We start from the raw sequence: 26,577 nt of genomic DNA on the forward strand, positions 1-26,577 counted from the left end.
AAACTTTGTTCTGATTCGAATGAATGACACGCAGCCTTTGGCTAAAAGGGTACTTGTTGAAAAGCACTTGATTAGCCCCAATTTAGCAGAATCAAGATTTGGCGCCTGTTTGCTTTCAGAAAATGAAGAAATCAGTGTCATGCTGAATGAGGAAGACCATATTCGTATTCAATGCTTGTTCCCAGGATTTCAGCTGGCTAATGCACTAAAAGCAGCTAACCAAATAGATGACTGGATTGAAGAGCAAGTGGATTATGCGTTTTCAGAAAAGCGAGGATACTTAACGAGCTGTCCGACCAATGTAGGTACAGGTATTAGGGCTTCAGTCATGATGCACTTACCAGCATTAGCCCTGACAAGACAAATGAATCGCATTATTCCTGCAATTAATCAATTAGGTCTTGTGGTCAGAGGAATTTATGGTGAGGGTAGCGAAGCAATAGGGAACATCTTTCAAATTTCAAATCAAATGACACTGGGTCAATCAGAAGAAGATATTGTAGATGACTTGAATAGTGTGACGGCGCAGCTCATTGAACAAGAGCGATCTGCACGTAAGGCATTATATCAGACGTCTAAAATTGAACTTGAAGACAGAGTGTACCGTTCCTTGGGGATTTTGGCTAATTGTCGCATGATTGAATCTAAGGAAACGGCTAAGTGTTTGTCAGATGTGCGACTTGGAATTGATTTAGGTATCATTAAGGGGCTTTCAAGTAATATACTGAATGAACTCATGATTTTGACACAGCCTGGCTTCCTTCAGCAATATTCAGGAGGAGCCTTGGAACCAAATGAAAGAGATATAAAACGAGCAGCAATTATCAGAGAAAGGCTGCGCTTAGAAATGCATAGGAATGGACAGGAGGATGAAACGATATGATGTTTGGAAGATTCACTGAAAGAGCTCAAAAGGTATTAGCACTTGCACAAGAAGAAGCCATTCGCCTAGGCCATAAGAACATCGGTACAGAGCATATTTTACTTGGTCTTGTACGTGAAGGTGAGGGCATCGCCGCAAAAGCATTAGAAGCACTGGGCCTTGTTTCAGATAAAATCCAAAAAGAAGTCGAGAGCTTGATTGGAAGAGGGCAAGAGGTGTCTCAAGCTATTCCTCATTACACACCTAGAGCGAAGAAGGTTACGGAGCTTTCTATGGATGAAGCGAGAAAGCTTGGTCATTCCTATGTAGGGACAGAACATATTCTTTTAGGTCTTATTCGTGAGGGAGAGGGTGTAGCTGCCCGTGTCTTAAATAACCTCGGAGTGAGCTTAAATAAAGCACGCCAGCAAGTATTGCAGCTTCTAGGCAGCAATGAAACGGGTGCATCTGCGGCAGGATCTAATAGCAATGCCAATACACCAACTTTAGATAGCTTGGCAAGAGACTTAACGGCTATTGCGAAAGAGGACAGCTTGGACCCTGTGATTGGCCGCAGCAAAGAAATTCAGCGTGTCATTGAGGTCCTAAGTAGAAGAACAAAGAATAACCCTGTCTTGATTGGAGAGCCTGGTGTTGGTAAAACAGCGATCGCAGAAGGTCTCGCACAGCAAATTATTCACAACGAAGTGCCTGAAATTCTGCGTGATAAACGAGTCATGACACTTGATATGGGAACCGTTGTAGCGGGAACGAAATATCGTGGTGAATTCGAGGATCGTTTGAAAAAAGTCATGGACGAAATCCGTCAGGCTGGAAATATCATTCTCTTCATTGATGAACTTCATACACTGATTGGTGCAGGTGGAGCAGAGGGTGCGATTGATGCCTCTAATATTCTAAAACCATCTTTAGCACGTGGTGAGCTTCAATGTATCGGGGCAACAACGTTAGATGAGTACCGTAAATATATTGAAAAAGATGCTGCACTTGAACGTCGATTCCAGCCAATTCAAGTGGACCAGCCATCTGTCGATGAAAGTATTCAAATTTTAAGAGGGCTTAGAGACCGTTATGAAGCACATCACCGTGTGTCTATTACAGATGAAGCCATTGAGGCGGCGGTAAAGCTTTCTGATCGTTATATCTCTGATCGTTTCCTTCCAGATAAGGCGATCGACTTAATTGATGAGGCGGGTTCAAAAGTTCGCTTACGTTCTTTCACAACACCGCCTAATCTAAAGGAACTTGAGCAAAAGCTGGATGAAGTACGCAAGGAAAAGGATGCAGCTGTTCAAAGTCAAGAATTTGAAAAAGCGGCTTCTCTTCGTGATACGGAGCAACGTTTGCGTGAAAAGGTAGAAGTGACGAAGAAATCTTGGAAAGAAAAGCAGGGACAAGAGAATTCAGAGGTTTCTGTGGATGATATCGCAATGGTTGTTTCTAGCTGGACGGGAGTACCTGTTTCAAAAATTGCTCAAACAGAAACAGATAAGCTTCTAAACATGGAACAATTGCTCCACTCTCGCGTCATTGGACAGGATGAAGCAGTTGTTGCTGTTGCAAAAGCTGTAAGACGTGCCCGTGCTGGACTAAAAGATCCGAAACGTCCGATTGGCTCCTTTATTTTCTTAGGGCCAACAGGTGTTGGTAAGACTGAGCTTGCAAGAGCACTCGCTGAGTCTATCTTCGGTGATGAAGAAGCGATGATTCGTATTGATATGTCTGAGTACATGGAAAAACACTCGACTTCAAGACTTGTTGGATCACCTCCAGGCTATGTGGGCTATGATGAGGGTGGTCAGCTGACTGAAAAGGTGAGAAGAAAGCCGTATTCTGTCGTGCTTCTAGATGAGATTGAAAAGGCGCACCCTGATGTGTTTAACATCTTACTTCAAGTGTTAGAAGATGGTCGTCTCACTGATTCTAAAGGTCGTACTGTTGACTTTAGAAATACGATTTTGATTATGACTTCAAACGTTGGAGCTAGTGAGCTGAAGCGCAATAAATATGTTGGCTTTAACGTGCAGGATGAAAGTCAAAATTACAAAGATATGAAAGGCAAAGTTATGGGTGAGCTGAAACGTGCGTTTAGACCGGAGTTCATCAACCGTATTGATGAAATCATTGTCTTCCACTCACTCGAAAAGAAACATCTAAAAGAGATTGTGTCTCTCATGTCTGATCAATTGACAAAACGACTAAAAGAGCAGGACCTTTCAATTGAATTGACGGAAGCAGCAAAAGCCAAGATTGCCGACGAAGGCGTAGATCTTGAGTATGGTGCTCGTCCGTTAAGAAGAGCGATTCAAAAGCACGTCGAGGATCGACTTTCTGAGGAATTGCTGAAAGGCAATATTGAAAAGGGCCAACATATCGTATTAGATGTAGAAGATGGAGAAATTGTCGTAAAAGCAACGGCTGCTACGAACTAATATAGTAAGAAAAAAGTGTGAGGCATACCAGTAAGTTGGATGCCTCCCTTTACTTATTTTCTGACCAGTATAAGGAGTTGTATTCTTCAATCTATGGCTAAGTCAAAATCAAAATTTATATGCCAATCGTGCGGTTATGAGTCAGCCAAATGGATGGGGAAATGTCCCGGCTGCGGCACTTGGAACAGTATGACAGAAGAGGTCGTTCGTAAAGAGCCGGCAAATCGTCGAAGTGCGTTTAATCATTCTGTTCAAACCATTCAAAAACCTTCACCTATATCTGCAATTGAAACATCCGAAGAACCCCGAATTAAAACGAATTTAGAAGAATTTAACCGAGTATTAGGAAGTGGAATTGTCAAAGGTTCACTCGTTCTTATTGGCGGTGATCCTGGGATTGGGAAGTCCACACTATTATTACAAGTTTCAGCACAGCTATCAGATCAAAATCAGAATGTGTTATACATATCTGGTGAGGAATCAATCAAACAAACGAAGCTTAGGGCGGACCGTCTCGGTATTGAAAGTGCCTCTTTACATGTTTTGGCTGAAACCGATATGGAGTATATAACGTCTGCTATACAAGAGATGAAACCCGCTTTTGTTGTGGTCGATTCAATTCAAACCGTTTATCAAAGCGATATCACGTCAGCTCCTGGATCTGTTTCTCAGGTGAGGGAATGCACTGCCCAGCTGATGAAAATTGCCAAGACGAATGGTATTCCTATTTTTATCGTTGGTCACGTGACGAAGGAGGGCTCGATTGCTGGGCCGCGCCTTTTAGAGCATATGGTAGATACAGTTCTTTATTTTGAAGGGGAGCGCCATCATACGTTTCGTATTTTACGGGCAGTGAAAAACCGTTTTGGTTCAACGAATGAATTAGGAATTTTTGAAATGAGAGAGGAAGGGCTCACAGAGGTATTAAACCCATCAGAAATCTTCTTAGAAGAGCGGTCAGCAGGTGTATCTGGATCGTGTGTTGTTGCCTCAATGGAAGGAACAAGACCTGTTCTAGTGGAGATACAAGCACTTATTTCACCGACGAGCTTTGGGAATCCACGGAGAATGGCTACTGGCCTTGATCATAACCGAGTGTCATTGCTTATGGCCGTTTTAGAAAAACGGGTAGGGCTGCTACTGCAAAACCAAGATGCCTACTTAAAGGTCGCAGGTGGTGTGAAACTTGATGAACCAGCGATAGACTTGGCTATTGCCGTTAGTATTGCATCAAGTTTTAAAGATGCAGCGCCGCATCAAGCAGATTGCTTTATAGGAGAAGTGGGTCTGACGGGAGAAGTCAGAAGAGTTTCAAGAATTGAACAGCGTGTGCAGGAAGCTGCTAAACTAGGATTTAAACGAATGTTTATTCCTCAGGCGAATATAGATGGATGGAAAAAACCGAGAGGGATTGAGTTAGTCGGTGTAGAAAATGTAGCAGAGGCACTTCGTATTTCACTAGGGGGATCATAGAAATGGAAAAAGAGAAAAAAGGAGCGAGAGAAGTCGATCTCTTAGATATTGTCCAGTTTGTGGCACCAGGGACACCCCTGCGGGCAGGGATTGAAAACGTCCTAAGAGCCAATACTGGAGGGCTCATTGTTGTTGGTTATAACGATAAAGTGAAAAGTGTGGTAGATGGAGGATTTCATATTAATTCTGCTTTCTCCCCAGCACATTTATATGAATTGGCGAAAATGGATGGGGCGATTATTTTAAGTGACTCTGGTCAAAAAATCTTGTATGCGAATACACAGCTTATGCCGGATGCAACCATTCATTCATCAGAAACAGGCATGAGACACCGAACGGCTGAACGTGTAGCAAAGCAGACAGGTTGCTTAATCATTGCCATTTCTGAACGTCGGAACGTCATTACCTTATACCAAGGGAACCGACGATATACGCTGAAAGATATTGGTTTTATTTTGACGAAGGCCAACCAAGCGATACAAACACTTGAGAAATATAAAACCATTTTAGATCATGCCATTTCTGCGTTAAGCGCCTTAGAATTTGAAGAGCTTGTGACCTTTGGTGATGTATTATCCGTGCTACATCGTTATGAAATGGTACTTAGAATCAAAAATGAAATCAATATGTATATCAAAGAGCTTGGGACAGAAGGACACTTGATCCGTCTGCAAGTCAATGAGCTGATTACAGATATGGAGCAGGAAGCGGCGTTATTTATTAAAGATTACGTGAAAGAAAAGATCAAAGATCCATATGTGCTGCTGAAACAGCTCCAAGATATGTCGAGCTTTGAACTTTTAGATGACTCCATTTTGTACAAGTTACTTGGCTATCCAGCATCTACAAATATTGACGAATATGTGTACACTAGAGGATACAGATTACTTCATAAAATCCCTAGACTGCCTATGCCAATCGTTGAAAACGTGGTCGAAGCATTTGGTGTGCTAGATCGAATTATGGAAGCAGATGTACAAGATTTGGATGAAGTAGAAGGAATTGGAGAAGTAAGAGCGAAAAAGATAAAAAAAGGATTAAAAAGACTGCAAGAAAAACATTATATCGACCGTCAGCTATAAAAAGAGAAATTTTTCTTAAATACGGTTAAAAATGGATGAATATGGGTATATTAATGATGGTTTTGTTTTCTGTTCATGATGATAGGAAACTTAAGCATATATCAATGTCAGATGAAGGTGGATTGACAGATGAAAAATAAAGGAGGTGAAGGTATGTTAAAAAGAATCGTTCAGGCGTTTTTTATCATTTTCGGTGCAGTTGTAGGGATTTTTATCATTCCAGAGTTATTTCTGCTGTTAAATTTGAAGGACATACCTTTCATAACAAATGCTTACTCTTCAGCACTAATAGGAGCCGCTGTGTTCTTTATCATTGGTAAATGGTGCACAGGCTATGTGGTTAATTGGGTGAAATGGATCGAGGATTCTCTATTGAAGGCGCCTCTTCCTGATCTTATATCTGGAAGTTTCGGTTTAGTATTTGGACTTATTCTAGCATATCTTATTGTAAACGTGATCCCGCTAAACAATATCCCATATCATATTTTTGGTACCATTATTCCGATTTTCCTGGCTTTCTTTTTAGGATACCTTGGATTTCAGGTAGGGTTTAAGAAGAAGGATGAAATGATGGGGCTGTTCTCCCGATCTGCAAAGGTCACAAAGAAAAAAGGAGCAGCTGATGATGAACCTGAAATAGAAGATAAAAAGCTGAAAATTTTAGACACAAGTGTTATCATTGATGGAAGAATCGCAGATATTTGTCAAACTGGATTCCTAGAAGGTGTGATGGTCATTCCTCAATTTGTACTCGAGGAATTACAGCATATTGCAGACTCTTCTGATGTATTAAAGAGAAATAGAGGCCGAAGAGGTCTTGATATTTTAAATCGTATCCAAAAAGAACTGGATATTAAAGTTGAAATTTACGAAGGTGACTTTGAAGATATTCAAGAGGTTGACAGCAAGCTTGTGAAACTCGCTAAGTTAACTTCAGGTGTTGTTGTGACAAATGATTTTAATTTAAATAAAGTATGCGAACTTCAAAAAGTAGCAGTGTTAAACATCAATGATCTAGCCAATGCAGTCAAACCGGTTGTGCTGCCTGGGGAAGAAATGAAGGTACAGGTCATCAAAGATGGGAAAGAGCATAACCAAGGTGTTGCTTACTTAGATGACGGTACGATGATTGTGGTCGAAGAAGGACGCAATTATATTGGAAAAGACATTGATGTGCTCGTCACGAGTGTGCTGCAAACTGCTGCTGGAAGAATGATTTTTGCGAAGCCAAAACTTCTGGAGAAGGCGCTCTAAAGGGAGAACGAACATGTATTATGAAGTAGTTATTCCGGCTGCGGGGCAGGGGAAGCGAATGAAGGCCGGCCGCAATAAACTTTTTATTGAATTGAAAAGAATGCCGGTCATCATCCACACACTGAAGGTGTTTGACGCTCATTCACAATGCAGACGCATGATCTTAGCGATCAATGAAGAAGAGCGTCGTGACTTTGAAAGGCTACTGAAGGTACACGCTTTTCAAACGCCTGTTTCACTTGTCACTGGCGGTGAAGAACGGCAGCAAAGTGTATACGAAGGGTTGAAGGCTGTGCAAGATGCGGACATCGTGCTTGTTCATGATGGCGCAAGGCCTTTTATTAAGCATACACAGATTGACTTGCTCGTTAAAGCAGCGATTGAAAAAGGCTCCGCAGTCGTAGCGGTACCAGTGAAAGACACAATCAAACGCGTTCAAGAAGGCAAAGTGGAACAAACCATTGAACGTCAGAGCTTGTGGGCAGTCCAGACCCCACAAGCTTTTCGTCATTCTATTTTAAAAGAAGCGCATGAACATGCGGAGCGGACAGGCTTTCTTGGAACAGATGACGCCAGTCTTGTGGAACAATTACACGGTGAGAGTGTGTATATTGTCCAAGGAGACTATACCAATATTAAACTGACAACACCGGATGATTTATTGGTTGCCAAGGCAATTATGGATGCGGAAAGAGGGTACTAGAACATGTTTAGAATAGGACAAGGTTTTGATGTGCATCAATTAACAGAGGGAAGACCTCTTATTATTGGCGGTGTGACGATCCCTTATGAAAAGGGTCTACTTGGGCATTCAGATGCGGATGTACTGCTTCATACTGTGGCGGATGCCTGCCTAGGTGCGATTGCAGAAGGAGATATCGGCAGACATTTCCCAGACACGGATCCGGAGTTTAAAGATGCAGACTCTTTTAAATTACTTCAGCACGTGTGGGCACTTGTAAAAGAAAAAGGCTATACACTGGTGAATATCGATTGCACGATCATGGCGCAAAAACCAAAGATGGCACCATACATTCAGCCAATGTGTGAGAAAATCGCAGAAGCTCTTGAGGCAGATGTCACACAGGTGAATGTCAAAGCAACAACGACAGAGAAACTTGGATTTACAGGAAGAGGCGAAGGAATTGCCTCTCAAGCAACCGTACTTCTTCAGAAAAAGTAAAATCCGTTTTGATGAGAATGGGTTTTGATGATAAAATACGTTTATAAAAAATTGGTGTCAGACAACATGATGCAGATGAAAGGAAGTTAAACTCATGGGAAATGAAGTGCGTGTTCGTTATGCACCGAGTCCAACTGGTCATTTACATATTGGGAATGCTAGAACGGCTCTTTTCAACTATTTGTTCGCACGCAGTCAAGGCGGCAAATTTATTATTCGAATCGAGGATACGGATCAAAAGCGTAATGTAGAAGGCGGAGAAGAAAGCCAGCTTCGCCACCTGCAATGGCTCGGGATTGATTGGGACGAGAGCATTGATAAAGATGGCGGCTACGGTCCTTACAGACAATCAGAGCGTAATGATATTTACAAAAAATATTATGACGAGCTGCTAGAGAAAGATTTGGCGTATAAGTGCTATTGTACGGCTGAAGAACTAGAAGAAGAGCGTGAAGCACAAATTGCCCGCAGTGAAATGCCTCGATATTCTGGTAAATGCAGTCATTTATCAAAAGAAGAAGAGGACAAGCTGATTGCTGAAGGAAGAGAGCCAAGCATCCGCTTCCGAGTGCCTAAAGGAGAAATCATCAAATTTGACGATATGGTCAAAGGCGAGATTTCATTTGAAACAGACGGCATCGGTGACTTTGTTATTGTGAAGAAAGATGGTACGCCAACGTATAACTTCGCTGTAGCGGTGGATGATCATTTGATGAAAATGACTCACATTCTTCGTGGTGAGGATCACATCTCGAATACACCTAAACAAATTATGGTCTTCAATGCATTTGGCTGGGATGTTCCGCTGTTCGGACATATGACGCTGATTGTAAACGAGAACCGCAAGAAATTAAGCAAACGTGATGAATCAATTATCCAGTTCATCGAACAGTATAAGAACTTGGGCTATTTACCAGAAGCTTTGTTTAACTTCATTGCACTGCTTGGATGGTCTCCAGTTGGTGAAGAGGAACTATTTACAAAAGAGCAGTTCATCGATATTTTCGATGTCAATCGACTTTCTAAGTCACCAGCTCTATTTGATATGCATAAACTAAAATGGGTGAATAACCAATACGTGAAAGCACTTGATCTTGATCAAGTTGTGGCACTTACACTTCCACATCTTCAAAAGGCAGGCAAGGTAAGCGAGCAGCTGACAGAAGAAGAAAACACGTGGGTGCGCAAACTCATTTCTCTATACCACGAGCAATTGAGCTACGGAGCAGAAATTGTTGAGTTAACAGAGTTGTTCTTTAAGGAACAAATTGAGTATAATCAAGAGGCAAAGGAAGTTCTTGCAGAAGAGCAAGTACCAGAAGTGATGGCTTCGTTTGCAGGTCAGCTTGAACGTCTTGAGTCTTTCACACCTGATGAAATCAAAGCTGCCATTAAAGCGGTACAAAAAGAAACAGGGCATAAAGGTAAGAAACTATTCATGCCAATTCGTGTGGCTGTCACTGGACAAACGCATGGCCCAGAGCTTCCGCAAAGTATTGAACTACTAGGTAAAGAGACGGTATTAAACCGCATTAAACAAATATAAGGAAAATCGTTGCGAGGGAGAAGTACAATGTTATCGTCCATCACAGAAAGAGTCTTCACCGGCTGAAAGAGACTTATGGGCAGACGTTGGAAATGCACCCTCAAGACCCTTGAGGAACACGTATGTTAGTATGCAAGGGCGGTACCCTCCGTTATGGGATGAAGTTGAGAAGGCTGCGAAATGAGGGCTTTCTAAACAGAGTGGAACCGCGTTTTCAAAACGTCTCTGTCATATGGCAGAGGCGTTTTTTATTTGTCCAAAAAAGAGAGCAAGTCCTAAGAGAGATTGATGGGGAAGAACGGGGGGAGCATGTGTTTTTCAAAATGCTGAAAGAAGATATTGATACTGTGTTTGATCAAGATCCTGCTGCTAGAAGCTATCTTGAAGTAGTGCTAACCTATTCAGGGCTTCATGCGATTTGGGCTCATCGTGTTGCGCATGCATTTTACAAGCGTAAGCTGTATTTTCTTGCGCGGATCATTTCTCAGGTCAGCCGGTTTTTCACAGGGGTTGAGATTCACCCAGCAGCAACCATCGGCCGGCGGTTCTTTATTGATCACGGCATGGGCGTCGTGATTGGGGAAACATGTGAAATTGGCGATAACGTCACTGTTTTCCAAGGCGTGACATTAGGGGGAACAGGGAAAGAAAAGGGAAAGCGGCATCCAACTATTTTGGACGATGCCCTGATTGCGACTGGTGCTAAGGTGCTCGGTTCCATTACCGTAGGAAAAGGGTCCAAGATTGGTGCGGGGTCTGTTGTGTTAAAAGACGTACCAGACCATTCCACTGTTGTAGGTATACCTGGGCGAGTGGTCGTTCAAAATGGAAAGAAAATCAATCGTGATCTCAATCATCAAGATTTGCCAGATCCAGTTTCTGATCGTTTCAAAGAATTGGAGCGAGAAATGGAAAAGCTAAAACGTGAGCTGGCTTCATTGAGCAGAAAGGAAGAACAATCATGACAATCAATATTTATAATACATTGACACGTAAGAAGGAAGAGTTTGTCCCACTTGAACCAGGAAAGGTGAAAATGTATGTATGCGGACCAACCGTGTATAACTACATTCATATCGGGAATGCAAGACCTGCCATTGTATATGACACGGTACGTAAGTATTTAGAATATAGCGGCTATGATGTGAATTTCGTATCCAACTTTACTGATGTGGATGATAAACTCATCAAAGCAGCAAATGAATTAGGCGAAGATGTCCCAACGATTGCTGATCGATTTATCCAAGCATACTTTGAGGACGTCAGTGCATTAGGCTGCAAAAAAGCAGACCTTCACCCGCGAGTGACAGAAAATATGGATGATATCATTGCGTTTATCGCCACATTGATTGAAAAAGGCTACGCCTATGAGGCGGATGGTGACGTGTATTACAGCACACGCTCATTTGAAGGCTACGGAAAACTGTCTCACCAATCGATTGATGAACTAAAGACAGGTGCCCGTATTCGTGTAGGTGAGAAGAAACGAGATGCGCTGGACTTTGCTTTATGGAAGGCTGCAAAGGACCAAGAAATCTCATGGGATAGCCCGTGGGGCGAAGGACGCCCAGGCTGGCATATCGAATGCTCAGCCATGGTTAAAAAATATTTAGGTGATACGATCGATATTCATGCAGGCGGACAGGATTTAACCTTCCCTCATCATGAAAATGAAATCGCTCAATCTGAGGCTTTGACAGGCAAACCTTTTGCAAAGTATTGGATGCATAACGGATATATTAATATTGAGAATGAAAAAATGTCAAAATCACTAGGCAACTTTGTGCTCGTGCATGACATTGTGAAAGAACAAGATCCTGACGTACTTCGATTCTTTATGTTGTCGGTTCACTACCGTCATCCAATTAACTACTCAATGGACTTACTAGAGAGTACAAAGAGTGCGTTTAACCGACTCAAAACGTCGTATGCTAATTTACATCATCGCCTTGAAAGCAGCACGAATATCACAGAAGATAACACTGAATGGTTGACAAAGATTGAAGAGCAGCGTGCGACATTTATTTCTGAAATGAATGATGACTTCAATACGGCAAATGCCATCTCTGTTTTATTTGAACTAGCGAAACAAGCGAATTACTATATGGAAAATGATCATACTTCTGAGGAAGTGATCAAGGCATTTATTGGTTTGTTCCAAGAAATCACATCCGTCCTCGGCTTCTCACTAGAAGAAAAGCACACGCTTGACGAAGAGGTAGAAGCATTAATTGAGAAGCGGAATGAAGCTAGAAGGAATCGTGACTTCGCATTGTCTGATCAAATTCGTGACCAGTTAAAGAGCATGAATATTGTATTGGAGGATACTCCTCAAGGTACGCGCTGGAAAAGAGGAGAATAGGTCATGTTGAATTTTGAAAAGCTGAAAGACGGAAAACAGTTGAACGGACTTGCGCTTGCTTATATGGGTGATGCCATTTTTGAAGTATACGTGAGGCATCACCTCCTCCAAACGGGGGCGACCAAACCAAATGAGCTTCATAAACGTGCAAGTAAGATCGTTTCAGCTAAATCTCAGGCCGCTATTTTATTTGAGCTTCAGCAGAAGGGCTTTTTCACAGAAGCGGAAGAAGCGGTGCTGAAAAGAGGAAGAAATGCAAAATCAGGCACAGTGCCTAAAAACACAGACGTTCAAACGTATCGTTATAGTACAGCGTTTGAAGCGCTCATGGGTTATTTATTTATTGAGAAGCAGGACGAACGCTTAGAAGAGTTGATTAGTCAGGCGATTGAAATCGGAACGTCAGGGAGGAAGACAAATGAGTCAGCAACATGATTATGTGATTGGGAAAAATGCAGTGATTGAAACACTGAAGTCAGATCGGGAGTTATACAAGCTCTGGATGGCAGAAAACACTGTAAAAGGACAAGCCCAGCAGGTCATCGAACTCGCGAAAAAGCAAAATATCACCATTCAGTATGTTCCGAGGAAAAAGCTTGATCAGATGGTAACAGGTCAGCACCAGGGAATCGTTGCACAAGTAGCAGCATATGAATATGCAGAATTGGACGATCTGTATCAAATTGCTGAAAAGCGGAATGAACAACCATTTTTCATCATCTTAGATGAAATTGAAGATCCGCACAATTTAGGGTCGATCATGCGTACGGCCGATGCTGTTGGTGCACATGGAATCGTCATTCCAAAACGACGAGCGGTAGGCTTGACGACAACTGTTGCGAAAGCATCTACTGGAGCCATTGAACATATCCCGGTCGCAAAAGTAACCAATCTTTCCAGAGCTCTTGATGAAATGAAAGAAAGAGGAATCTGGGTCGCAGGAACAGATGCATCTGCGAAGCAGGACTACAGACAATTTGATGGCACGATGCCTCTCGCTCTTGTCATTGGCAGTGAAGGAAAAGGAATTGGCCGATTGATTAAGGAAAAATGTGATTTCTTGATTAAATTGCCAATGGCCGGGAAGGTCACTTCATTAAATGCATCAGTTGCCGCTAGTCTATTGATGTATGAAGTGTATCGAAAACGTTATCCGTTAGGAGAATAGAGATGGACATCCTCTTAGTCGATGGATACAACATGATAGGTGCATGGCCTCGTTTGCAGCACTTAAAAGAAAACAGCTTTGAAGAAGCCAGAGACGTGCTGATTCAACATTTAGCAGAATATCAAGCATATACAGGGTATCGAGTCATTGTCGTATTCGATGCCCATATGGTCAAAGGAATCGAAAAGAAGCGGACAAACCACCGAGTAGAGGTCATCTTTACAAGAGAAAATGAAACGGCTGATGAGCGGATTGAAAAACTGGCACAAGACTTAAATAACATTCGGACGCAAATTCATGTGGCGACCTCTGATTATACAGAACAATGGGCGATTTTTGGACAGGGTGCACTTCGTAAGTCAGCACGAGAGCTCTTAAGAGAGATAGAAGTGATTGAACGAAAGATTGAAACACGTGTCAAAAAGATTACTTCTGATAAACCAGCATCCAAAATTGAATTGTCAGAAGATGTATTGAAAACGTTTGAAAAATGGCGGCGGGGAAACTTGGAATAGCTTGACGATATTTCAACCATTATTGTATAATATTTCTATCTAGGTGCGGTCGGGGGGATCGAAGTGAATCTAAACAACAGCAAGGGTAAGTCCATCAGAGAGCAATTTTGCCAGTTGGAAGATGAACAAGTCATTGAAAGGGTTCATGTCGGAGATAGTGATGCGCTAGATTATTTAATAACGAAATACCGCAATTTTGTACGTGCGAAAGCAAGATCTTATTTCTTGATTGGAGCGGATCGAGAGGACATTGTCCAAGAGGGGATGATCGGACTTTATAAGTCTATCCGCGATTTCAGAGAGGACAAGCTTACTTCATTTAAGGCTTTTGCAGAATTATGTATTACCCGCCAAATTATCACCGCAATTAAAACAGCTACTCGCCAAAAACATATCCCGTTAAATTCCTATGTATCATTAGACAAGCCGATATACGATGAAGAATCGGACAGAACATTATTGGACGTCATTTCCGGTGCTAAAGCGCTTAACCCAGAAGATTTAATCATTAGCAAAGAAGAATTTGATGATATTGAAATGAAAATGGGTGAATTACTAAGCGAGCTGGAAAGAAAGGTACTTGTGCTTTATCTTGATGGCAGGTCCTATCAGGAGATTTCTGAAGATTTAAACCGTCATGTGAAATCAATTGATAACGCACTCCAAAGAGTAAAGAGAAAATTAGAGAAATATTTAGAGCTGCGCGAGATCAGTCTCTAATCAAACCTATATTGACAGCTTTTTCGACACTGTGATAAGGTACTAAGGAAATGATGTCGAGAAAATAGGTGTAAATATGAGGAAAAAGATTACTCTAGCCTGTAAAGACTGCGGAAGCCGCAATTATACGACAATGAAAAGTGTTGCTTCAGCAGCTGAAAGATTAGAAGTTAAGAAATATTGCAAGACTTGTAATTCACATAAAACACATTTAGAAACGAAGTAGGATTTGCGTTCTTTAATCTGTGGAGGTCTTTTACATGCGTATTATCAGTTTCTTAAAAAGTGTCGGGAAAGAAATGAAAAAGGTCAGCTGGCCAAAGAAAAACGAAATGGTCCGCTACACGATCACTGTTATTTTAACAGTCGTATTTTTTGCCATCTTTTTCTCTTTTCTTGATATAGGAATCTCACAATTAATCGAATTAATTCATTAATACTTGAATAATGGTCTGCTGAACGTGCTATAATAGATCATAATATGACTTGCCAAAAAACCCGTTTTACGGGTTTTTTCAATTGCTTGAAAATATTTACCGGTACTCGAGATTCGTCAAATAGACATTACGAAATGTGGGGAGGGAAGGACTAAATAGTCCTGAACGAAAATGGAAAAGAATTGGTATGTTGTGCATACGTACTCTGGCTATGAGAACAAAGTGAAAGCGAACTTGGAAAAGCGTGTTGAATCAATGGGCATGCAGGATAAAATTTTCCGCGTTGTTGTACCAGAAGAAGAAGAAACGGACATTAAAAATGGTAAGAAAAAAGTAGTGAAAAAGAAAGTATTCCCTGGATATGTGCTAGTAGAAATCGTCATGACTGACGATTCTTGGTATGTCGTTCGTAATACACCAGGTGTGACAGGATTCGTTGGATCAGCTGGATCAGGCTCTAAGCCGACAGCGTTATTACCTGGCGAAGCGGAAACCATTCTGAAGAGAATGGGACTTGAAGAGCGCAAGACAGAAATCGACTTTGAACTAAAAGAAACAGTCAAGGTCATCGATGGACCATTTGCTAACTTCACAGGCTCTATCGAAGAGATTGATTATGATAAAAGCAAAGTCAAAGTATTCGTTAATATGTTTGGTAGAGAAACTCCTGTGGAACTTGAGTTCACACAGATCGATAAATTGTAATTTAAAAGAGCTTGAAATGAGTGTATAGAAGTGGTAATATAGCAAAGGTACGTCTTGAGTTCGCTCAAGATCGCTAGCTAGTTATTTCGTCATTCATATAAAGAATGAAGTTGTTGAGTGGGAGGGGGATTCCCCTATTACCACATCACGGACTTTAAGGAGGTGTGTCTCGTGGCTAAAAAAGTAGTAAAAGTTGTTAAATTGCAAATTCCTGCTGGAAAAGCTAACCCAGCTCCACCAGTTGGACCTGCACTAGGTCAAGCCGGTGTTAATATCATGGGATTCTGTAAGGAGTTTAACGCTCGTACAGCTGACCAAGCTGGTCTTATCATTCCTGTTGAAATTTCGGTTTTTGAAGACCGTTCATTTACATTTATTACTAAAACTCCACCTGCTGCAGTATTACTTAAAAAAGCAGCTGGTATTGAGTCTGGTTCTGGTGAACCTAACCGTAATAAAGTGGCAACTGTTAAGCGTGATAAAGTACGCGAAATCGCGGAAACAAAAATGCCTGACTTAAACGCTGCTAGCGTTGAATCAGCTATGCGCATGGTTGAAGGTACTGCACGCAGTATGGGTATTGTCATCGAAGATTAATTTTTTGTCTTGTTGGGTTGCGAGTTTGGTTTTGACAAGTTCGCAACCCTTATTCGTGGGAGGTTATTCCGCTAAAACCACATAAGGAGGATTTTTATAATGGCTAAAAAAGGTAAAAAGTATGTAGAAGCTGCTAAGCTAATCGATCGTACAAAAGCGTATGATGTTGCTGAAGCTGTTTCTCTTACAAAAAAAGCAAATACAGCGAAATTTGATGCGACTGTAGAAGTTGCTTTTCGTTTGGGCGTAGACCCTCGTAAAAACGATCAACAAATCCGCGGTGCAGTTGTACTTCCTAACGGAACTGGTAAAACTCAACGCGTTCTTGTGTTCGCTAAAGGCGAAAAAGCAAAAGAAGCAGAAGCTGCTGGAGCAGACTACGTTGGAGATTCTGATTACATCACTAAAATCCAACAAGGCTGGTTCGAATTCGATGTAATCGTTGCGACACCTGACATGATGGGTGAAGTTGGTAAGATCGGTCGTGTACTTGGACCAAAAGGTCTTATGCCAAACCCTAAAACAGGAACTGTAACTTTCGAAGTAGAAAAAGCAATCAATGAAATCAAAGCTGGTAAAGTAGAATACCGCGTTGATAAAGCTGGTAACATCCACGCGCCAATCGGAAAGGTTTCTTTCGAGGACGAAAAGCTTGTTGAGAACTTTGCAACAATCTATGACACAATCCTTAAAGCAAAACCTGCAGCGGCTAAAGGTGTATACGTGAAAAACGTTTCTGTTACATCTACTATGGGCCCTGGCGTGAAAGTGGATCCATCTTCTTTCTCTGCAAAGTAATTCTTGACTTATCACAACCGTTTTGATAATATCAAAATGTTGTAAAATAGAATAATCATTTATACCGTAGACAGCAGGGGCCTTATGGCTTAATTAACCCGCCGAGGTGTATATGTCACAGTCTTACGTTAACGTATGCTTGTATATACAGCCTCCATGTCTTAATGGAGGCTTTTTATATGGAGAACCGTTCGTTAGGAACGTGATGGCCTGATCGGTATAAGTGTTACACAAAGAATGTACAGGAGGTGTAACCATGAGCAATGCAATCGATACTAAAAAAGTTGTCGTTGATGAAATTACTTCTAAATTTAAAGACAGTATGTCTACTGTAATCGTAGATTACCGCGGTCTTTCAGTTTCTGAAGTGACTGAACTTCGTAAACAGCTTCGTGATGCTGGCGTAGAATTCAAAGTTTACAAAAACACTTTGACTCGCCGTGCAGTTGAACAAGTTGAACTAACGGGTTTAAACGATTTCTTAACAGGTCCAAACGCTATCGCATTCAGTAACGAAGATGTTATCGCACCTGCGAAAATCATCAACGAATTTGCGAAAAGCCACGAAGCTTTAGAAATCAAAGCTGGTGTTATCGAAGGAAACGTAGCGACTGTAGAAGAAGTGAAGGCTCTTGCGGAACTTCCGTCTCGCGAAGGCTTACTTTCTATGTTGCTTAGCGTTCTTCAAGCTCCAGTTCGTAACCTTGCTCTTGCTACTAAAGCAGTTGCAGATCAAAAAGAAGAACAAGGCGCTTAATGCGTACTTGACGTAAAAAAACTTAAAATGGAGGAATTACAAATGGCTTTAAATATCGAAGAAATCATTGCTTCAGTTAAAGAAGCAACTGTACTTGAGTTAAACGACTTAGTAAAAGCAATCGAAGAAGAATTTGGCGTAACTGCTGCTGCTCCTGTAGCTGTAGCTGCTGGTGGCGGTGCTGCTGCTGAAGAAAAAACTGATTTTGATCTAGTACTTGCTGGTGCTGGAGACCAAAAAATCAAAGTTATCAAAGTGGTTCGTGAAATCACTGGTCTTGGCTTGAAAGAAGCTAAAGAACTTGTTGACAACACTCCAAAACCACTTAAAGAAGGTATTGCTAAAGAAGAAGCTGAAGAACTTAAAGCTAAGCTTGAAGAAGTTGGCGCTTCTGTAGAAGTTAAGTAATCTTCGCCTAATCTTTTGGGAAAGCTCGCTTTTACTGGCGGGCTTTTTCTTTTCTTATCTCCTGAAACGATTGAATCCAGAGGAGGTCCATTCACCATGAGTGACCACTATTATACGGAAAAGCCATCAGTGAAAAGCAATAAACAGACATGGGACTTCACCTTGAGAAACCGTAGCTTTACTTTTACAAGTGACAGTGGAGTGTTTTCTAAGAAAGAAGTCGACTATGGTTCGAGGCTTTTAATTGAAGCTTTTGAAGAACCTGACTTGGATGGCGACGTCTTAGATGTCGGTTGCGGTTATGGACCGATCGGCTTATCGTTAGCAAACGAAATGACAGGCCGCACCATTCATATGATTGATGTGAACGAAAGAGCAGTCGAACTTTCAAAGGAAAACGCTAAGCATAATCGCATTGATAATGTCCGCATCTATCAAAGTGATTTGTTCTCGAATGTTCATTCATCAGCTGCTTTTGCCTCTATACTGACCAATCCCCCAATACGGGCAGGGAAGAAAGTAGTACATGCGATCTTTGAAAAAAGTGCTGATCATTTATTGCCGGAAGGTGAGTTGTGGGTGGTTATTCAGAAAAAACAAGGTGGACCATCTGCGATTGAGAAATTAGAGCAGCTTTTTGGAGAAGTGACGGTCGTTATGAAAAAAAAGGGCTACTATATTATCAAAGCTAAAAAAGTTTGACGCAGTTTCCTAGCTGTGTTAACATTATAAAATGCCAATGTGTATATTTTGCTTGATAGGCTTAAAAAACAACTATTTTGTATAAATTATGCATACTTGGGAAAACTAATAAAATCGGTATTTGTTTTTGGATGTGGTTTTCTTATTTTAGAAACCCTTTTTTCTTTTGTCTTGTAAAAGTATTTCTTTACTGACATTTGAAAGACAGAAATACTTTTTACACATATAATACGCATGATTTGAGGGGTGAATCAGTTGACAGGTCAACTAGTTCAGTATGGACGACACCGCCAGCGCAGAAGCTACGCACGCATAAGCGAAGTGTTAGAATTACCAAATCTCATTGAAATTCAAACCTCTTCTTATCAGTGGTTTCTTGATGAGGGTCTTAGAGAGATGTTTCAAGATATATCCCCAATTGAGGATTTTACTGGTAACCTTTCTCTTGAATTCATTGATTACAGCCTAGGGGATCCTAAGTATCCTGTAGCAGAATCAAAAGAACGTGATGTAACTTACTCTGCTCCACTAAGAGTAAAAGTTCGTTTAATTAACAAAGAAACTGGAGAAGTAAAAGACCAAGATGTGTTTATGGGGGATTTCCCAATCATGACAGACACAGGTACTTTTATCATTAATGGTGCGGAACGTGTAATCGTTTCTCAGTTAGTACGTTCTCCAAGTGTATATTTCAGTGGTAAAGTAGACAAAAACGGTAAAAAAGGTTTTACTGCGACTGTCATTCCAAACCGTGGCGCATGGTTAGAATACGAAACTGATGCGAAGGATGTAGTCTATGTACGCATCGATCGCACACGTAAGTTGCCGGTTACGGTTCTTTTGCGTGCTCTCGGCTTCAGCTCTGATCAAGAGATTCTTGACCTCATTGGCGAGAATGAATACTTACGCAACACGTTGGAAAAAGACAATACAGAGAATGCCGATAAAGCACTTCTCGAAATCTACGAGCGTCTTCGTCCCGGAGAGCCACCAACTGTTGAAAATGCGAAAAGCTTGCTAGACTCTCGCTTCTTTGATCCGAAGAGATATGACCTAGCAAATGTTGGACGCTACAAGATTAATAAGAAGCTTCATATTAAAAATAGACTATTCAATCAAAAATTGGCTGAAACGCTAGTTGATCCTGAAACAGGTGAAATCCTAGCAGAAAAAGGTCAAATTTTAGATAGAAGAGTGCTTGATAAAGTTCTTCCATACTTAGAAAACGGCATCGGATTTAGAAAGCTTTATCCAAACGGTGGCGTAGTAGAGGATGAAGTAGAACTTCAATCTATCAAGATTTATGCACCAACTGATCAAGAAGGCGAGCAAGTGATCAACGTGATTGGTAATGCATATGTAGAGGAAGCTGTGAAGAACATCACGCCTTCTGATATCATTGCTTCAATCAGTTACTTCTTTAACCTGCTTCATGGAGTAGGTGACACAGATGATATCGATCACCTTGGTAACCGTCGTCTGCGTTCTGTAGGTGAACTTCTGCAAAACCAATTCCGTATTGGTTTAAGCAGAATGGAGCGTGTTGTTCGTGAAAGAATGTCGATTCAAGACACGAACACGATCACACCTCAGCAGTTGATCAACATCCGTCCTGTGATCGCTTCTATCAAAGAGTTCTTTGGTAGCTCTCAGCTTTCTCAGTTCATGGATCAAACAAACCCGCTTGCTGAATTGACACACAAACGTCGTCTATCAGCGCTTGGACCGGGTGGTTTGACACGTGAGCGTGCAGGAATGGAAGTTCGTGACGTTCACTATTCTCACTATGGTCGTATGTGTCCGATTGAAACACCAGAGGGTCCAAACATTGGTTTGATCAACTCTCTATCTTCATTTGCGAAAGTGAACCGCTTCGGATTTATCGAAACACCTTACCGTCGGGTTGATCCTGAAACAGGTAAAGTGACGCCGAGAATCGATTACTTAACCGCTGATGAAGAGGATAACTACGTTGTAGCACAAGCGAACGCTCAGCTAGCTGATGATGGTTCGTTTATCGATGATAACATTATCGCTCGTTTCAGAGGGGAAAACACCGTTGTTCCTCGAAACCGCGTTGACTACATGGACGTTTCGCCGAAGCAGGTTGTTTCTGCAGCGACAGCATGTATCCCATTCTTAGAAAACGATGACTCTAACCGTGCTCTAATGGGAGCGAACATGCAACGTCAGGCTGTGCCTTTGATGCAGCCGGAATCACCGATTGTTGGTACAGGTATGGAGTATGTATCAGGTAAAGACTCTGGTGCTGCTGTGATCTGTCGTTACCCAGGTGTTGTAGAACGTGTTGAAGCGAAGAATATTTGGGTTCGCCGTTATGAAGACGTTGACGGACAACAAGTCAAAGGAAACCTAGACAAATACAGCTTGCTGAAATTTGTCCGCTCTAACCAAGGGACTTGCTACAACCAGCGCCCAATTGTAAGTGTTGGAGATGAAGTCGTCAAAGGAGAAATCCTTGCAGACGGTCCTTCTATGGAAAAAGGTGAATTGGCTCTAGGACGTAACGTCATGGTCGGCTTCATGACTTGGGACGGTTACAACTATGAGGATGCGATCATTATGAGTGAGCGCCTTGTAAAAGATGACGTCTACACTTCTATTCATATTGAAGAATATGAATCAGAAGCTCGTGATACAAAGCTTGGACCAGAAGAAATTACGCGTGATATTCCAAACGTTGGGGAAGATGCTTTACGCAACCTTGACGAGCGTGGAATCATCCGTATTGGTGCAGAAGTAAAAGACGGAGATCTTCTTGTCGGGAAAGTAACGCCTAAAGGTGTAACAGAACTAACAGCTGAAGAACGTCTATTACATGCAATCTTCGGTGAAAAGGCTCGTGAAGTACGTGATACGTCTCTACGTGTACCACACGGCGGCGGCGGAATCATCCACGATGTCAAAGTCTTTAACCGTGAAGATGGAGATGAATTACCACCAGGTGTTAACCAGTTAGTCCGTGTATACATCGTTCAGAAGCGTAAAATTTCTGAAGGTGACAAAATGGCCGGACGACATGGTAACAAAGGGGTTATCTCCAAAATTCTTCCAGAAGAAGATATGCCGTATCTTCCAGATGGAACACCGATTGATATCATGTTAAACCCTCTAGGGGTACCATCTCGTATGAATATCGGTCAGGTACTTGAGCTTCATATGGGTATGGCTGCACGTTACCTAGGCATCCACATTGCGTCACCAGTATTTGATGGTGCGCGTGAGGAAGATGTTTGGGAAACGCTTGAAGAAGCAGGTATGTCCCGTGATGCGAAAACAGTCCTTTATGACGGTCGAACTGGTGAACCATTCGATAACCGTGTATCAGTCGGAATCATGTACATGATCAAACTGGCTCACATGGTTGACGATAAACTTCACGCTCGTTCAACTGGACCATACTCACTTGTTACGCAGCAGCCACTGGGCGGTAAAGCACAGTTTGGTGGACAGCGTTTCGGAGAGATGGAAGTATGGGCACTTGAAGCTTACGGTGCAGCATATACACTTCAAGAAATCTTAACTGTAAAATCGGATGACGTTGTGGGTCGTGTGAAAACATACGAAGCGATCGTCAAAGGGGATAACGTACCTGAACCAGGTGTCCCTGAATCATTCAAAGTATTAATTAAAGAACTTCAAAGTTTAGGTATGGATGTGAAAATCCTATCTGGCGATGAAGAAGAGATAGAAATGAGAGATTTAGAAGACGATGAGGAAACGAAGAAAGCAGACGGATTAGCGTTATCTAATGACGAAGATGCTGCAGACCTCGCACCTGTCGATCTTGAACGTGACGCAGTCACAAAAGAATAGCAGAAACGATTAGAGCAAGTGACTAGGGTATAACCCGAAGATTAAAAGGGAGGTAGGCCCCTTGCTAGATGTGAACAATTTTGAGTATATGAACATCGGTCTCGCATCACCTGATAAAATCCGTTCTTGGTCTTTTGGTGAAGTGAAAAAGCCTGAAACGATTAACTATCGTACACTGAAACCGGAAAAAGATGGTCTCTTTTGTGAACGTATCTTCGGACCGCAAAAAGACTGGGAATGTCATTGTGGAAAGTATAAACGCGTTCGTTATAAGGGTGTTGTATGTGACCGTTGTGGTGTAGAAGTAACACGGGCAAAAGTCCGTCGTGAGAGAATGGGGCATATCGAACTGGCTGCCCCAGTTTCCCACATTTGGTATTTCAAAGGTATCCCAAGCCGTATGGGTCTTGTTCTAGATATGTCACCACGTGCGTTAGAAGAAGTGATTTACTTCGCTTCTTACGTCGTGACTGATCCGGGCAACACACCGCTTGAGAAGAAACAACTTCTTTCTGAGAAAGAATTCCGTGCTTATTTAGATAAATACGGTAACACCTTCCAAGCAGCTATGGGTGCAGAAGCAATTAACAAACTTCTTCAAGATATCGATCTTGTAAAAGAAGTAGATACACTCAAAGAAGAGCTAAAAACAGCTCAAGGACAGCGTCGTACACGTGCGATCAAACGCCTTGAAGTGTTGGAAGCTTTCCGTAACTCAGGAAACAAACCGTCTTGGATGATCCTTGATGTACTTCCGGTTATTCCACCAGAATTACGTCCAATGGTTCAGCTTGATGGCGGACGTTTTGCTACTTCTGACTTGAACGACCTTTATCGTCGTGTCATCAACCGTAACAATCGTCTGAAACGTTTATTAGATCTTGGCGCGCCAAGCATCATCGTTCAGAACGAGAAGCGTATGCTTCAAGAAGCTGTCGATGCCTTGATTGATAATGGACGTAGAGGCCGACCAGTAACAGGACCAGGAAATAGACCATTGAAATCTCTTTCTCACATGCTGAAAGGGAAACAAGGGCGTTTCCGTCAAAACTTGCTTGGTAAACGTGTTGACTATTCTGGACGTTCCGTTATCGTCGTTGGACCACATTTGAAAATGTATCAGTGTGGACTTCCGAAAGAAATGGCTCTTGAACTATTCAAACCATTCGTGATGAAGGAGCTTGTTGAAAAAGGATTAGCTCACAACATTAAGAGCGCGAAACGTAAGATTGAGCGCGTGCAGCCGGAAGTTTGGGATGTTTTAGAATCAGTGATTCGTGAGCATCCAGTCTTACTAAACCGTGCACCAACTCTTCACAGACTTGGTATTCAAGCGTTTGAACCTACACTTGTGGAAGGACGCGCAATTCGTCTGCATCCACTTGTATGTACTGCCTACAACGCTGACTTTGATGGTGACCAAATGGCGGTTCACGTACCATTATCTGCTGAAGCTCAAGCTGAAGCTCGTATCTTAATGCTTGCTGCTCAAAACATTTTGAACCCGAAAGATGGAAAACCTGTTGTTACGCCATCTCAGGATATGGTGCTAGGTAACTACTACCTTACACTTGAGCGTAAAGGTGCTATCGGAGAAGGTATGGTCTTCAAAGATACGAACGAAGCCCTTCTAGCTTATCAAAATGGGTATGTGCATCTTCATACACGTGTAGCTGTTGCAGCTAACTCGTTGAAGAATGTGACATTCACTGATGAACAGCGTTCTAAATTGTTGATTACAACAGTTGGAAAACTAATCTTTAACGAAATCTTACCGGAATCATTCCCTTACATGAATGAGCCGACAAAGAGCAATATTGAAGAAAAAACGCCTGACCGCTTCTTCCTTGAAAAAGGTGAAGATGTCAAAGCTGCGATCGAGAAACAAGAAATCAATGCGCCGTTCAAAAAAGGTATTTTAGGTAAAATCATTGCGGAAATCTTTAAGAGATTCCATATCACTGAGACATCTAAAATGCTTGACCGCATGAAAAATCTTGGTTTCAAATACTCTACTAAAGCGGGTATTACGGTTGGGGTGTCTGATATCGTCGTATTAGATGATAAACAGAAGATCCTCGAAGAAGCGCAAGCAAAAGTAGATAACGTCATGAAGCAATTCAGACGTGGTTTGATTACTGAAGAAGAGCGTTACGAGAGAGTCATTTCGATCTGGAGTTCTTCTAAAGATGTCATCCAAGGTAAACTGATGAAGTCCCTTGATGAAGTCAACCCTATCTACATGATGAGTGACTCTGGAGCGCGTGGTAACGCATCTAACTTCACTCAGTTGGCTGGTATGCGTGGTCTGATGGCCAACCCGGCTGGACGTATCATTGAACTTCCGATTAAATCTAGTTTCCGTGAAGGTTTAACCGTATTGGAATACTTTATTTCCACTCACGGAGCGCGTAAAGGTCTTGCCGATACAGCTCTTAAAACAGCTGACTCTGGTTACCTCACGCGTCGTCTTGTTGACGTTGCGCAGGATGTTATCATCCGTGAAACAGATTGCGGTACAGACCGTGGAATCTTGGCGAAGTCCATTAAAGAAGGAAATGAAATTATTGAGAAACTTGAAGAACGTCTTATCGGACGTTTTGCAAGAAAACCAATTGTTCATCCTGAAACGGGCGAAGTCATTGTTGGCGAAAACGAACTAATTGATGAAGATAAAGCACTTGAAGTAGTTGAAGCAGGAATCGAGGAAGTATGGATCCGTTCTGCATTTACATGTAACACGCCTCATGGTGTATGTAAACGATGCTACGGCCGTAACCTTGCAACTGGTACTGACGTTGAAGTCGGTGAAGCAGTTGGAATCATCGCTGCACAATCGATCGGTGAGCCAGGAACACAGCTTACAATGCGTACGTTCCACACCGGTGGGGTAGCAGGAGACGATATCACTCAAGGTTTACCTCGTATCCAAGAGTTATTTGAAGCGCGTAATCCGAAAGGGCAGGCAACCATTTCTGAAATTGATGGTGTCGTTGCTGAAATTAACGATGTTCGTGACAAGCAACAGGAAATTGTGGTTCAAGGCGAAGTTGAAACTCGCTCTTACACAGCTCCTTACAATGCACGTCTGAAAGTTGTTGAAGGTGACAAAGTCACTCGTGGTCAAGTACTGACAGAAGGTTCAATCGATCCGAAAGAACTTCTTAAAGTGACTGACATGACAGCTGTTCAAGAATATCTGCTTCATGAAGTACAAAAAGTATACCGTATGCAAGGGGTAGAAATCGGAGATAAGCACGTAGAAGTAATGGTTCGCCAAATGCTTCGTAAAGTGCGTGTCGCTGATGCAGGGGATACAGATGTATTACCAGGCACACTTCTTGATGTACACCAATTCACAGAAGCGAACAAAAAAGTACTATTCGAAGGCAAACGTCCTGCAACAGGCCGTCCAGTTCTTCTTGGTATTACAAAAGCATCGCTTGAAACAGACTCATTCTTGTCTGCAGCATCCTTCCAAGAAACGACTCGTGTCCTAACAGATGCGGCGATCAAAGGAAAACGTGATGAACTGCTTGGCTTGAAAGAGAATGTCATCATCGGTAAACTTGTTCCTGCTGGAACTGGAATGCCAAACTACCGTAAAGTTAAGCCGGTTTCACAAGTGCAGCCGTCTGATGATATGGTTCCTGTAGAGTAATCTTTCTCTTAAGATTTCTATAAAAATCATCAAAAAATGGTGAAGGATGTCAAGATT

24 protein-coding genes and 2 other annotated features (1 of these 26 running past the window's edge) are annotated in these 26,577 nt (G+C 42.0%); all 24 genes read left to right on the plus strand.

Annotated features, from left to right (window positions below; all coding sequences use genetic code 11):
• Positions 1-883 carry the 3' portion of a protein arginine kinase gene (locus tag NSQ70_RS00585; protein WP_047946819.1) on the plus strand. It extends 209 nt beyond the left edge of the window, so only the last 883 of its 1,092 coding nucleotides appear in the window; its start codon lies beyond the left edge, outside the window; its stop codon occupies positions 881-883.
• Positions 880-3,315, plus strand: a complete 2,436-nt coding sequence (clpC, locus tag NSQ70_RS00590) for an ATP-dependent protease ATP-binding subunit ClpC (RefSeq protein ID WP_007496263.1) — start codon at positions 880-882, stop codon at positions 3,313-3,315. The genes NSQ70_RS00585 and clpC overlap by 4 nt, the downstream gene beginning before the upstream one ends.
• 93 nt (positions 3,316-3,408) lie before the next feature.
• On the plus strand, positions 3,409-4,788 hold the full coding sequence (gene radA / locus NSQ70_RS00595; RefSeq protein ID WP_017359160.1) for a DNA repair protein RadA: 1,380 nt from the start codon (positions 3,409-3,411) through the stop codon (positions 4,786-4,788).
• A 2-nt stretch (positions 4,789-4,790) separates the two neighbouring features.
• Positions 4,791-5,870 carry a DNA integrity scanning diadenylate cyclase DisA gene (disA, locus tag NSQ70_RS00600; RefSeq protein WP_007496267.1) on the plus strand — a complete coding sequence of 360 codons (1,080 nt, stop codon included), beginning with the start codon at positions 4,791-4,793 and terminating at the stop codon, positions 5,868-5,870.
• 153 nt (positions 5,871-6,023) lie between these two features.
• Positions 6,024-7,124 carry a PIN/TRAM domain-containing protein gene (locus tag NSQ70_RS00605; protein ID WP_047946821.1) on the plus strand — a complete coding sequence of 367 codons (1,101 nt, stop codon included), beginning with the start codon at positions 6,024-6,026 and terminating at the stop codon, positions 7,122-7,124.
• 13 nt (positions 7,125-7,137) lie between these two features.
• Positions 7,138-7,827, plus strand: a complete 690-nt coding sequence (ispD, locus tag NSQ70_RS00610; protein ID WP_008345432.1) for a 2-C-methyl-D-erythritol 4-phosphate cytidylyltransferase — start codon at positions 7,138-7,140, stop codon at positions 7,825-7,827.
• Positions 7,828-7,830: 3 nt separating this feature from the next.
• The gene (gene ispF / locus NSQ70_RS00615; protein WP_007496273.1) at positions 7,831-8,307 is read left to right on the plus strand and encodes a 2-C-methyl-D-erythritol 2,4-cyclodiphosphate synthase; all 477 of its coding nucleotides are present in this window, start codon (positions 7,831-7,833) and stop codon (positions 8,305-8,307) included.
• 94 nt (positions 8,308-8,401) lie between these two features.
• Positions 8,402-9,853, plus strand: coding sequence for a glutamate--tRNA ligase (gltX, locus tag NSQ70_RS00620; protein ID WP_007496275.1), 1,452 nt, complete (start codon positions 8,402-8,404; stop codon positions 9,851-9,853).
• Positions 9,854-10,083 (plus strand) — a binding site (T-box leader).
• 81 nt (positions 10,084-10,164) lie between these two features.
• The gene (gene cysE / locus NSQ70_RS00625; RefSeq protein ID WP_017366453.1) at positions 10,165-10,818 is read left to right on the plus strand and encodes a serine O-acetyltransferase; all 654 of its coding nucleotides are present in this window, start codon (positions 10,165-10,167) and stop codon (positions 10,816-10,818) included.
• The gene (gene cysS / locus NSQ70_RS00630) at positions 10,815-12,215 is read left to right on the plus strand and encodes a cysteine--tRNA ligase (protein WP_024718297.1); all 1,401 of its coding nucleotides are present in this window, start codon (positions 10,815-10,817) and stop codon (positions 12,213-12,215) included. The genes cysE and cysS overlap by 4 nt, the downstream gene beginning before the upstream one ends.
• A gap of 3 nt (positions 12,216-12,218) precedes the next feature.
• On the plus strand, positions 12,219-12,650 hold the full coding sequence (locus NSQ70_RS00635; RefSeq protein ID WP_008345428.1) for a Mini-ribonuclease 3: 432 nt from the start codon (positions 12,219-12,221) through the stop codon (positions 12,648-12,650).
• Positions 12,634-13,383 carry a 23S rRNA (guanosine(2251)-2'-O)-methyltransferase RlmB gene (gene rlmB, locus NSQ70_RS00640; protein WP_017359163.1) on the plus strand — a complete coding sequence of 250 codons (750 nt, stop codon included), beginning with the start codon at positions 12,634-12,636 and terminating at the stop codon, positions 13,381-13,383. Before NSQ70_RS00635 ends, rlmB begins: the two co-directional genes overlap by 17 nt.
• A gap of 2 nt (positions 13,384-13,385) precedes the next feature.
• Entirely contained in the window at positions 13,386-13,898 is a 513-nt protein-coding gene (gene rae1 / locus NSQ70_RS00645; RefSeq protein WP_007496285.1) for a ribosome-dependent mRNA decay endonuclease Rae1/YacP, read from the plus strand.
• 63 nt (positions 13,899-13,961) lie between these two features.
• Positions 13,962-14,618, plus strand: a complete 657-nt coding sequence (sigH, locus tag NSQ70_RS00650; protein WP_008345424.1) for an RNA polymerase sporulation sigma factor SigH — start codon at positions 13,962-13,964, stop codon at positions 14,616-14,618.
• Positions 14,619-14,694: 76 nt separating this feature from the next.
• The gene (rpmG, locus tag NSQ70_RS00655) at positions 14,695-14,844 is read left to right on the plus strand and encodes a 50S ribosomal protein L33 (RefSeq protein ID WP_008356502.1); all 150 of its coding nucleotides are present in this window, start codon (positions 14,695-14,697) and stop codon (positions 14,842-14,844) included.
• Between the two features lie 34 nt (positions 14,845-14,878).
• On the plus strand, positions 14,879-15,055 hold the full coding sequence (secE, locus tag NSQ70_RS00660; RefSeq protein ID WP_008345422.1) for a preprotein translocase subunit SecE: 177 nt from the start codon (positions 14,879-14,881) through the stop codon (positions 15,053-15,055).
• A 171-nt stretch (positions 15,056-15,226) separates the two neighbouring features.
• On the plus strand, positions 15,227-15,760 hold the full coding sequence (nusG, locus tag NSQ70_RS00665) for a transcription termination/antitermination protein NusG (protein WP_003217197.1): 534 nt from the start codon (positions 15,227-15,229) through the stop codon (positions 15,758-15,760).
• 171 nt (positions 15,761-15,931) lie between these two features.
• Positions 15,932-16,357: a 50S ribosomal protein L11 gene (rplK, locus tag NSQ70_RS00670; RefSeq protein ID WP_003216956.1), complete on the plus strand. Its 426-nt coding sequence runs from the start codon at positions 15,932-15,934 to the stop codon at positions 16,355-16,357.
• Between the two features lie 99 nt (positions 16,358-16,456).
• Complete coding sequence (gene rplA, locus NSQ70_RS00675; RefSeq protein ID WP_017359164.1) at positions 16,457-17,155, plus strand: 50S ribosomal protein L1; 699 nt, start codon at positions 16,457-16,459, stop codon at positions 17,153-17,155.
• 46 nt (positions 17,156-17,201) lie between these two features.
• Positions 17,202-17,342 (plus strand) — a sequence feature (ribosomal protein L10 leader region).
• 69 nt (positions 17,343-17,411) lie between these two features.
• A complete protein-coding gene (gene rplJ, locus NSQ70_RS00680; protein ID WP_003217048.1) occupies positions 17,412-17,912 on the plus strand; it encodes a 50S ribosomal protein L10 in 501 nt (166 codons plus the stop codon).
• Between the two features lie 42 nt (positions 17,913-17,954).
• Positions 17,955-18,320 carry a 50S ribosomal protein L7/L12 gene (gene rplL, locus NSQ70_RS00685; RefSeq protein ID WP_008345418.1) on the plus strand — a complete coding sequence of 122 codons (366 nt, stop codon included), beginning with the start codon at positions 17,955-17,957 and terminating at the stop codon, positions 18,318-18,320.
• 96 nt (positions 18,321-18,416) lie between these two features.
• A complete protein-coding gene (locus NSQ70_RS00690) occupies positions 18,417-19,022 on the plus strand; it encodes a class I SAM-dependent methyltransferase (RefSeq protein ID WP_007496296.1) in 606 nt (201 codons plus the stop codon).
• Positions 19,023-19,277: 255 nt separating this feature from the next.
• On the plus strand, positions 19,278-22,859 hold the full coding sequence (gene rpoB, locus NSQ70_RS00695) for a DNA-directed RNA polymerase subunit beta (RefSeq protein ID WP_024425866.1): 3,582 nt from the start codon (positions 19,278-19,280) through the stop codon (positions 22,857-22,859).
• Between the two features lie 61 nt (positions 22,860-22,920).
• The gene (gene rpoC / locus NSQ70_RS00700; RefSeq protein WP_007496298.1) at positions 22,921-26,520 is read left to right on the plus strand and encodes a DNA-directed RNA polymerase subunit beta'; all 3,600 of its coding nucleotides are present in this window, start codon (positions 22,921-22,923) and stop codon (positions 26,518-26,520) included.
• The last annotated feature ends 57 nt before the right edge of the window (positions 26,521-26,577 follow it).

It is taken from the genome of Bacillus sp. FSL R5-0397, from assembly GCF_038593395.1.
GTDB classification, from domain to species: Bacteria; Bacillota; Bacilli; order Bacillales; family Bacillaceae; genus Bacillus; species Bacillus altitudinis.

Excerpts from the sequence above, each read along its gene's own strand:
- NSQ70_RS00605 (WP_047946821.1), top strand. The coding sequence starts at position 6,024 with ATGTTAAAAAGAATCGTTCAGGCGTTTTTTATCATTTTCGGTGCAGTT.
- rplJ (WP_003217048.1), top strand. The coding sequence starts at position 17,412 with ATGAGCAATGCAATCGATACTAAAAAAGTTGTCGTTGATGAAATTACT.
- gltX (WP_007496275.1), top strand. The coding sequence starts at position 8,402 with ATGGGAAATGAAGTGCGTGTTCGTTATGCACCGAGTCCAACTGGTCAT.
- disA (WP_007496267.1), top strand. The coding sequence starts at position 4,791 with ATGGAAAAAGAGAAAAAAGGAGCGAGAGAAGTCGATCTCTTAGATATT.
- rplL (WP_008345418.1), top strand. The coding sequence starts at position 17,955 with ATGGCTTTAAATATCGAAGAAATCATTGCTTCAGTTAAAGAAGCAACT.
- ispF (WP_007496273.1), top strand. The coding sequence starts at position 7,831 with ATGTTTAGAATAGGACAAGGTTTTGATGTGCATCAATTAACAGAGGGA.
- ispD (WP_008345432.1), top strand. The coding sequence starts at position 7,138 with ATGTATTATGAAGTAGTTATTCCGGCTGCGGGGCAGGGGAAGCGAATG.
- rae1 (WP_007496285.1), top strand. The coding sequence starts at position 13,386 with ATGGACATCCTCTTAGTCGATGGATACAACATGATAGGTGCATGGCCT.
- NSQ70_RS00635 (WP_008345428.1), top strand. The coding sequence starts at position 12,219 with ATGTTGAATTTTGAAAAGCTGAAAGACGGAAAACAGTTGAACGGACTT.
- rlmB (WP_017359163.1), top strand. The coding sequence starts at position 12,634 with ATGAGTCAGCAACATGATTATGTGATTGGGAAAAATGCAGTGATTGAA.
- rplA (WP_017359164.1), top strand. The coding sequence starts at position 16,457 with ATGGCTAAAAAAGGTAAAAAGTATGTAGAAGCTGCTAAGCTAATCGAT.
- rpmG (WP_008356502.1), top strand. The coding sequence starts at position 14,695 with ATGAGGAAAAAGATTACTCTAGCCTGTAAAGACTGCGGAAGCCGCAAT.
- cysS (WP_024718297.1), top strand. The coding sequence starts at position 10,815 with ATGACAATCAATATTTATAATACATTGACACGTAAGAAGGAAGAGTTT.
- radA (WP_017359160.1), top strand. The coding sequence starts at position 3,409 with ATGGCTAAGTCAAAATCAAAATTTATATGCCAATCGTGCGGTTATGAG.
- secE (WP_008345422.1), top strand. The coding sequence starts at position 14,879 with ATGCGTATTATCAGTTTCTTAAAAAGTGTCGGGAAAGAAATGAAAAAG.
- clpC (WP_007496263.1), top strand. The coding sequence starts at position 880 with ATGATGTTTGGAAGATTCACTGAAAGAGCTCAAAAGGTATTAGCACTT.
- NSQ70_RS00690 (WP_007496296.1), top strand. The coding sequence starts at position 18,417 with ATGAGTGACCACTATTATACGGAAAAGCCATCAGTGAAAAGCAATAAA.
- nusG (WP_003217197.1), top strand. The coding sequence starts at position 15,227 with ATGGAAAAGAATTGGTATGTTGTGCATACGTACTCTGGCTATGAGAAC.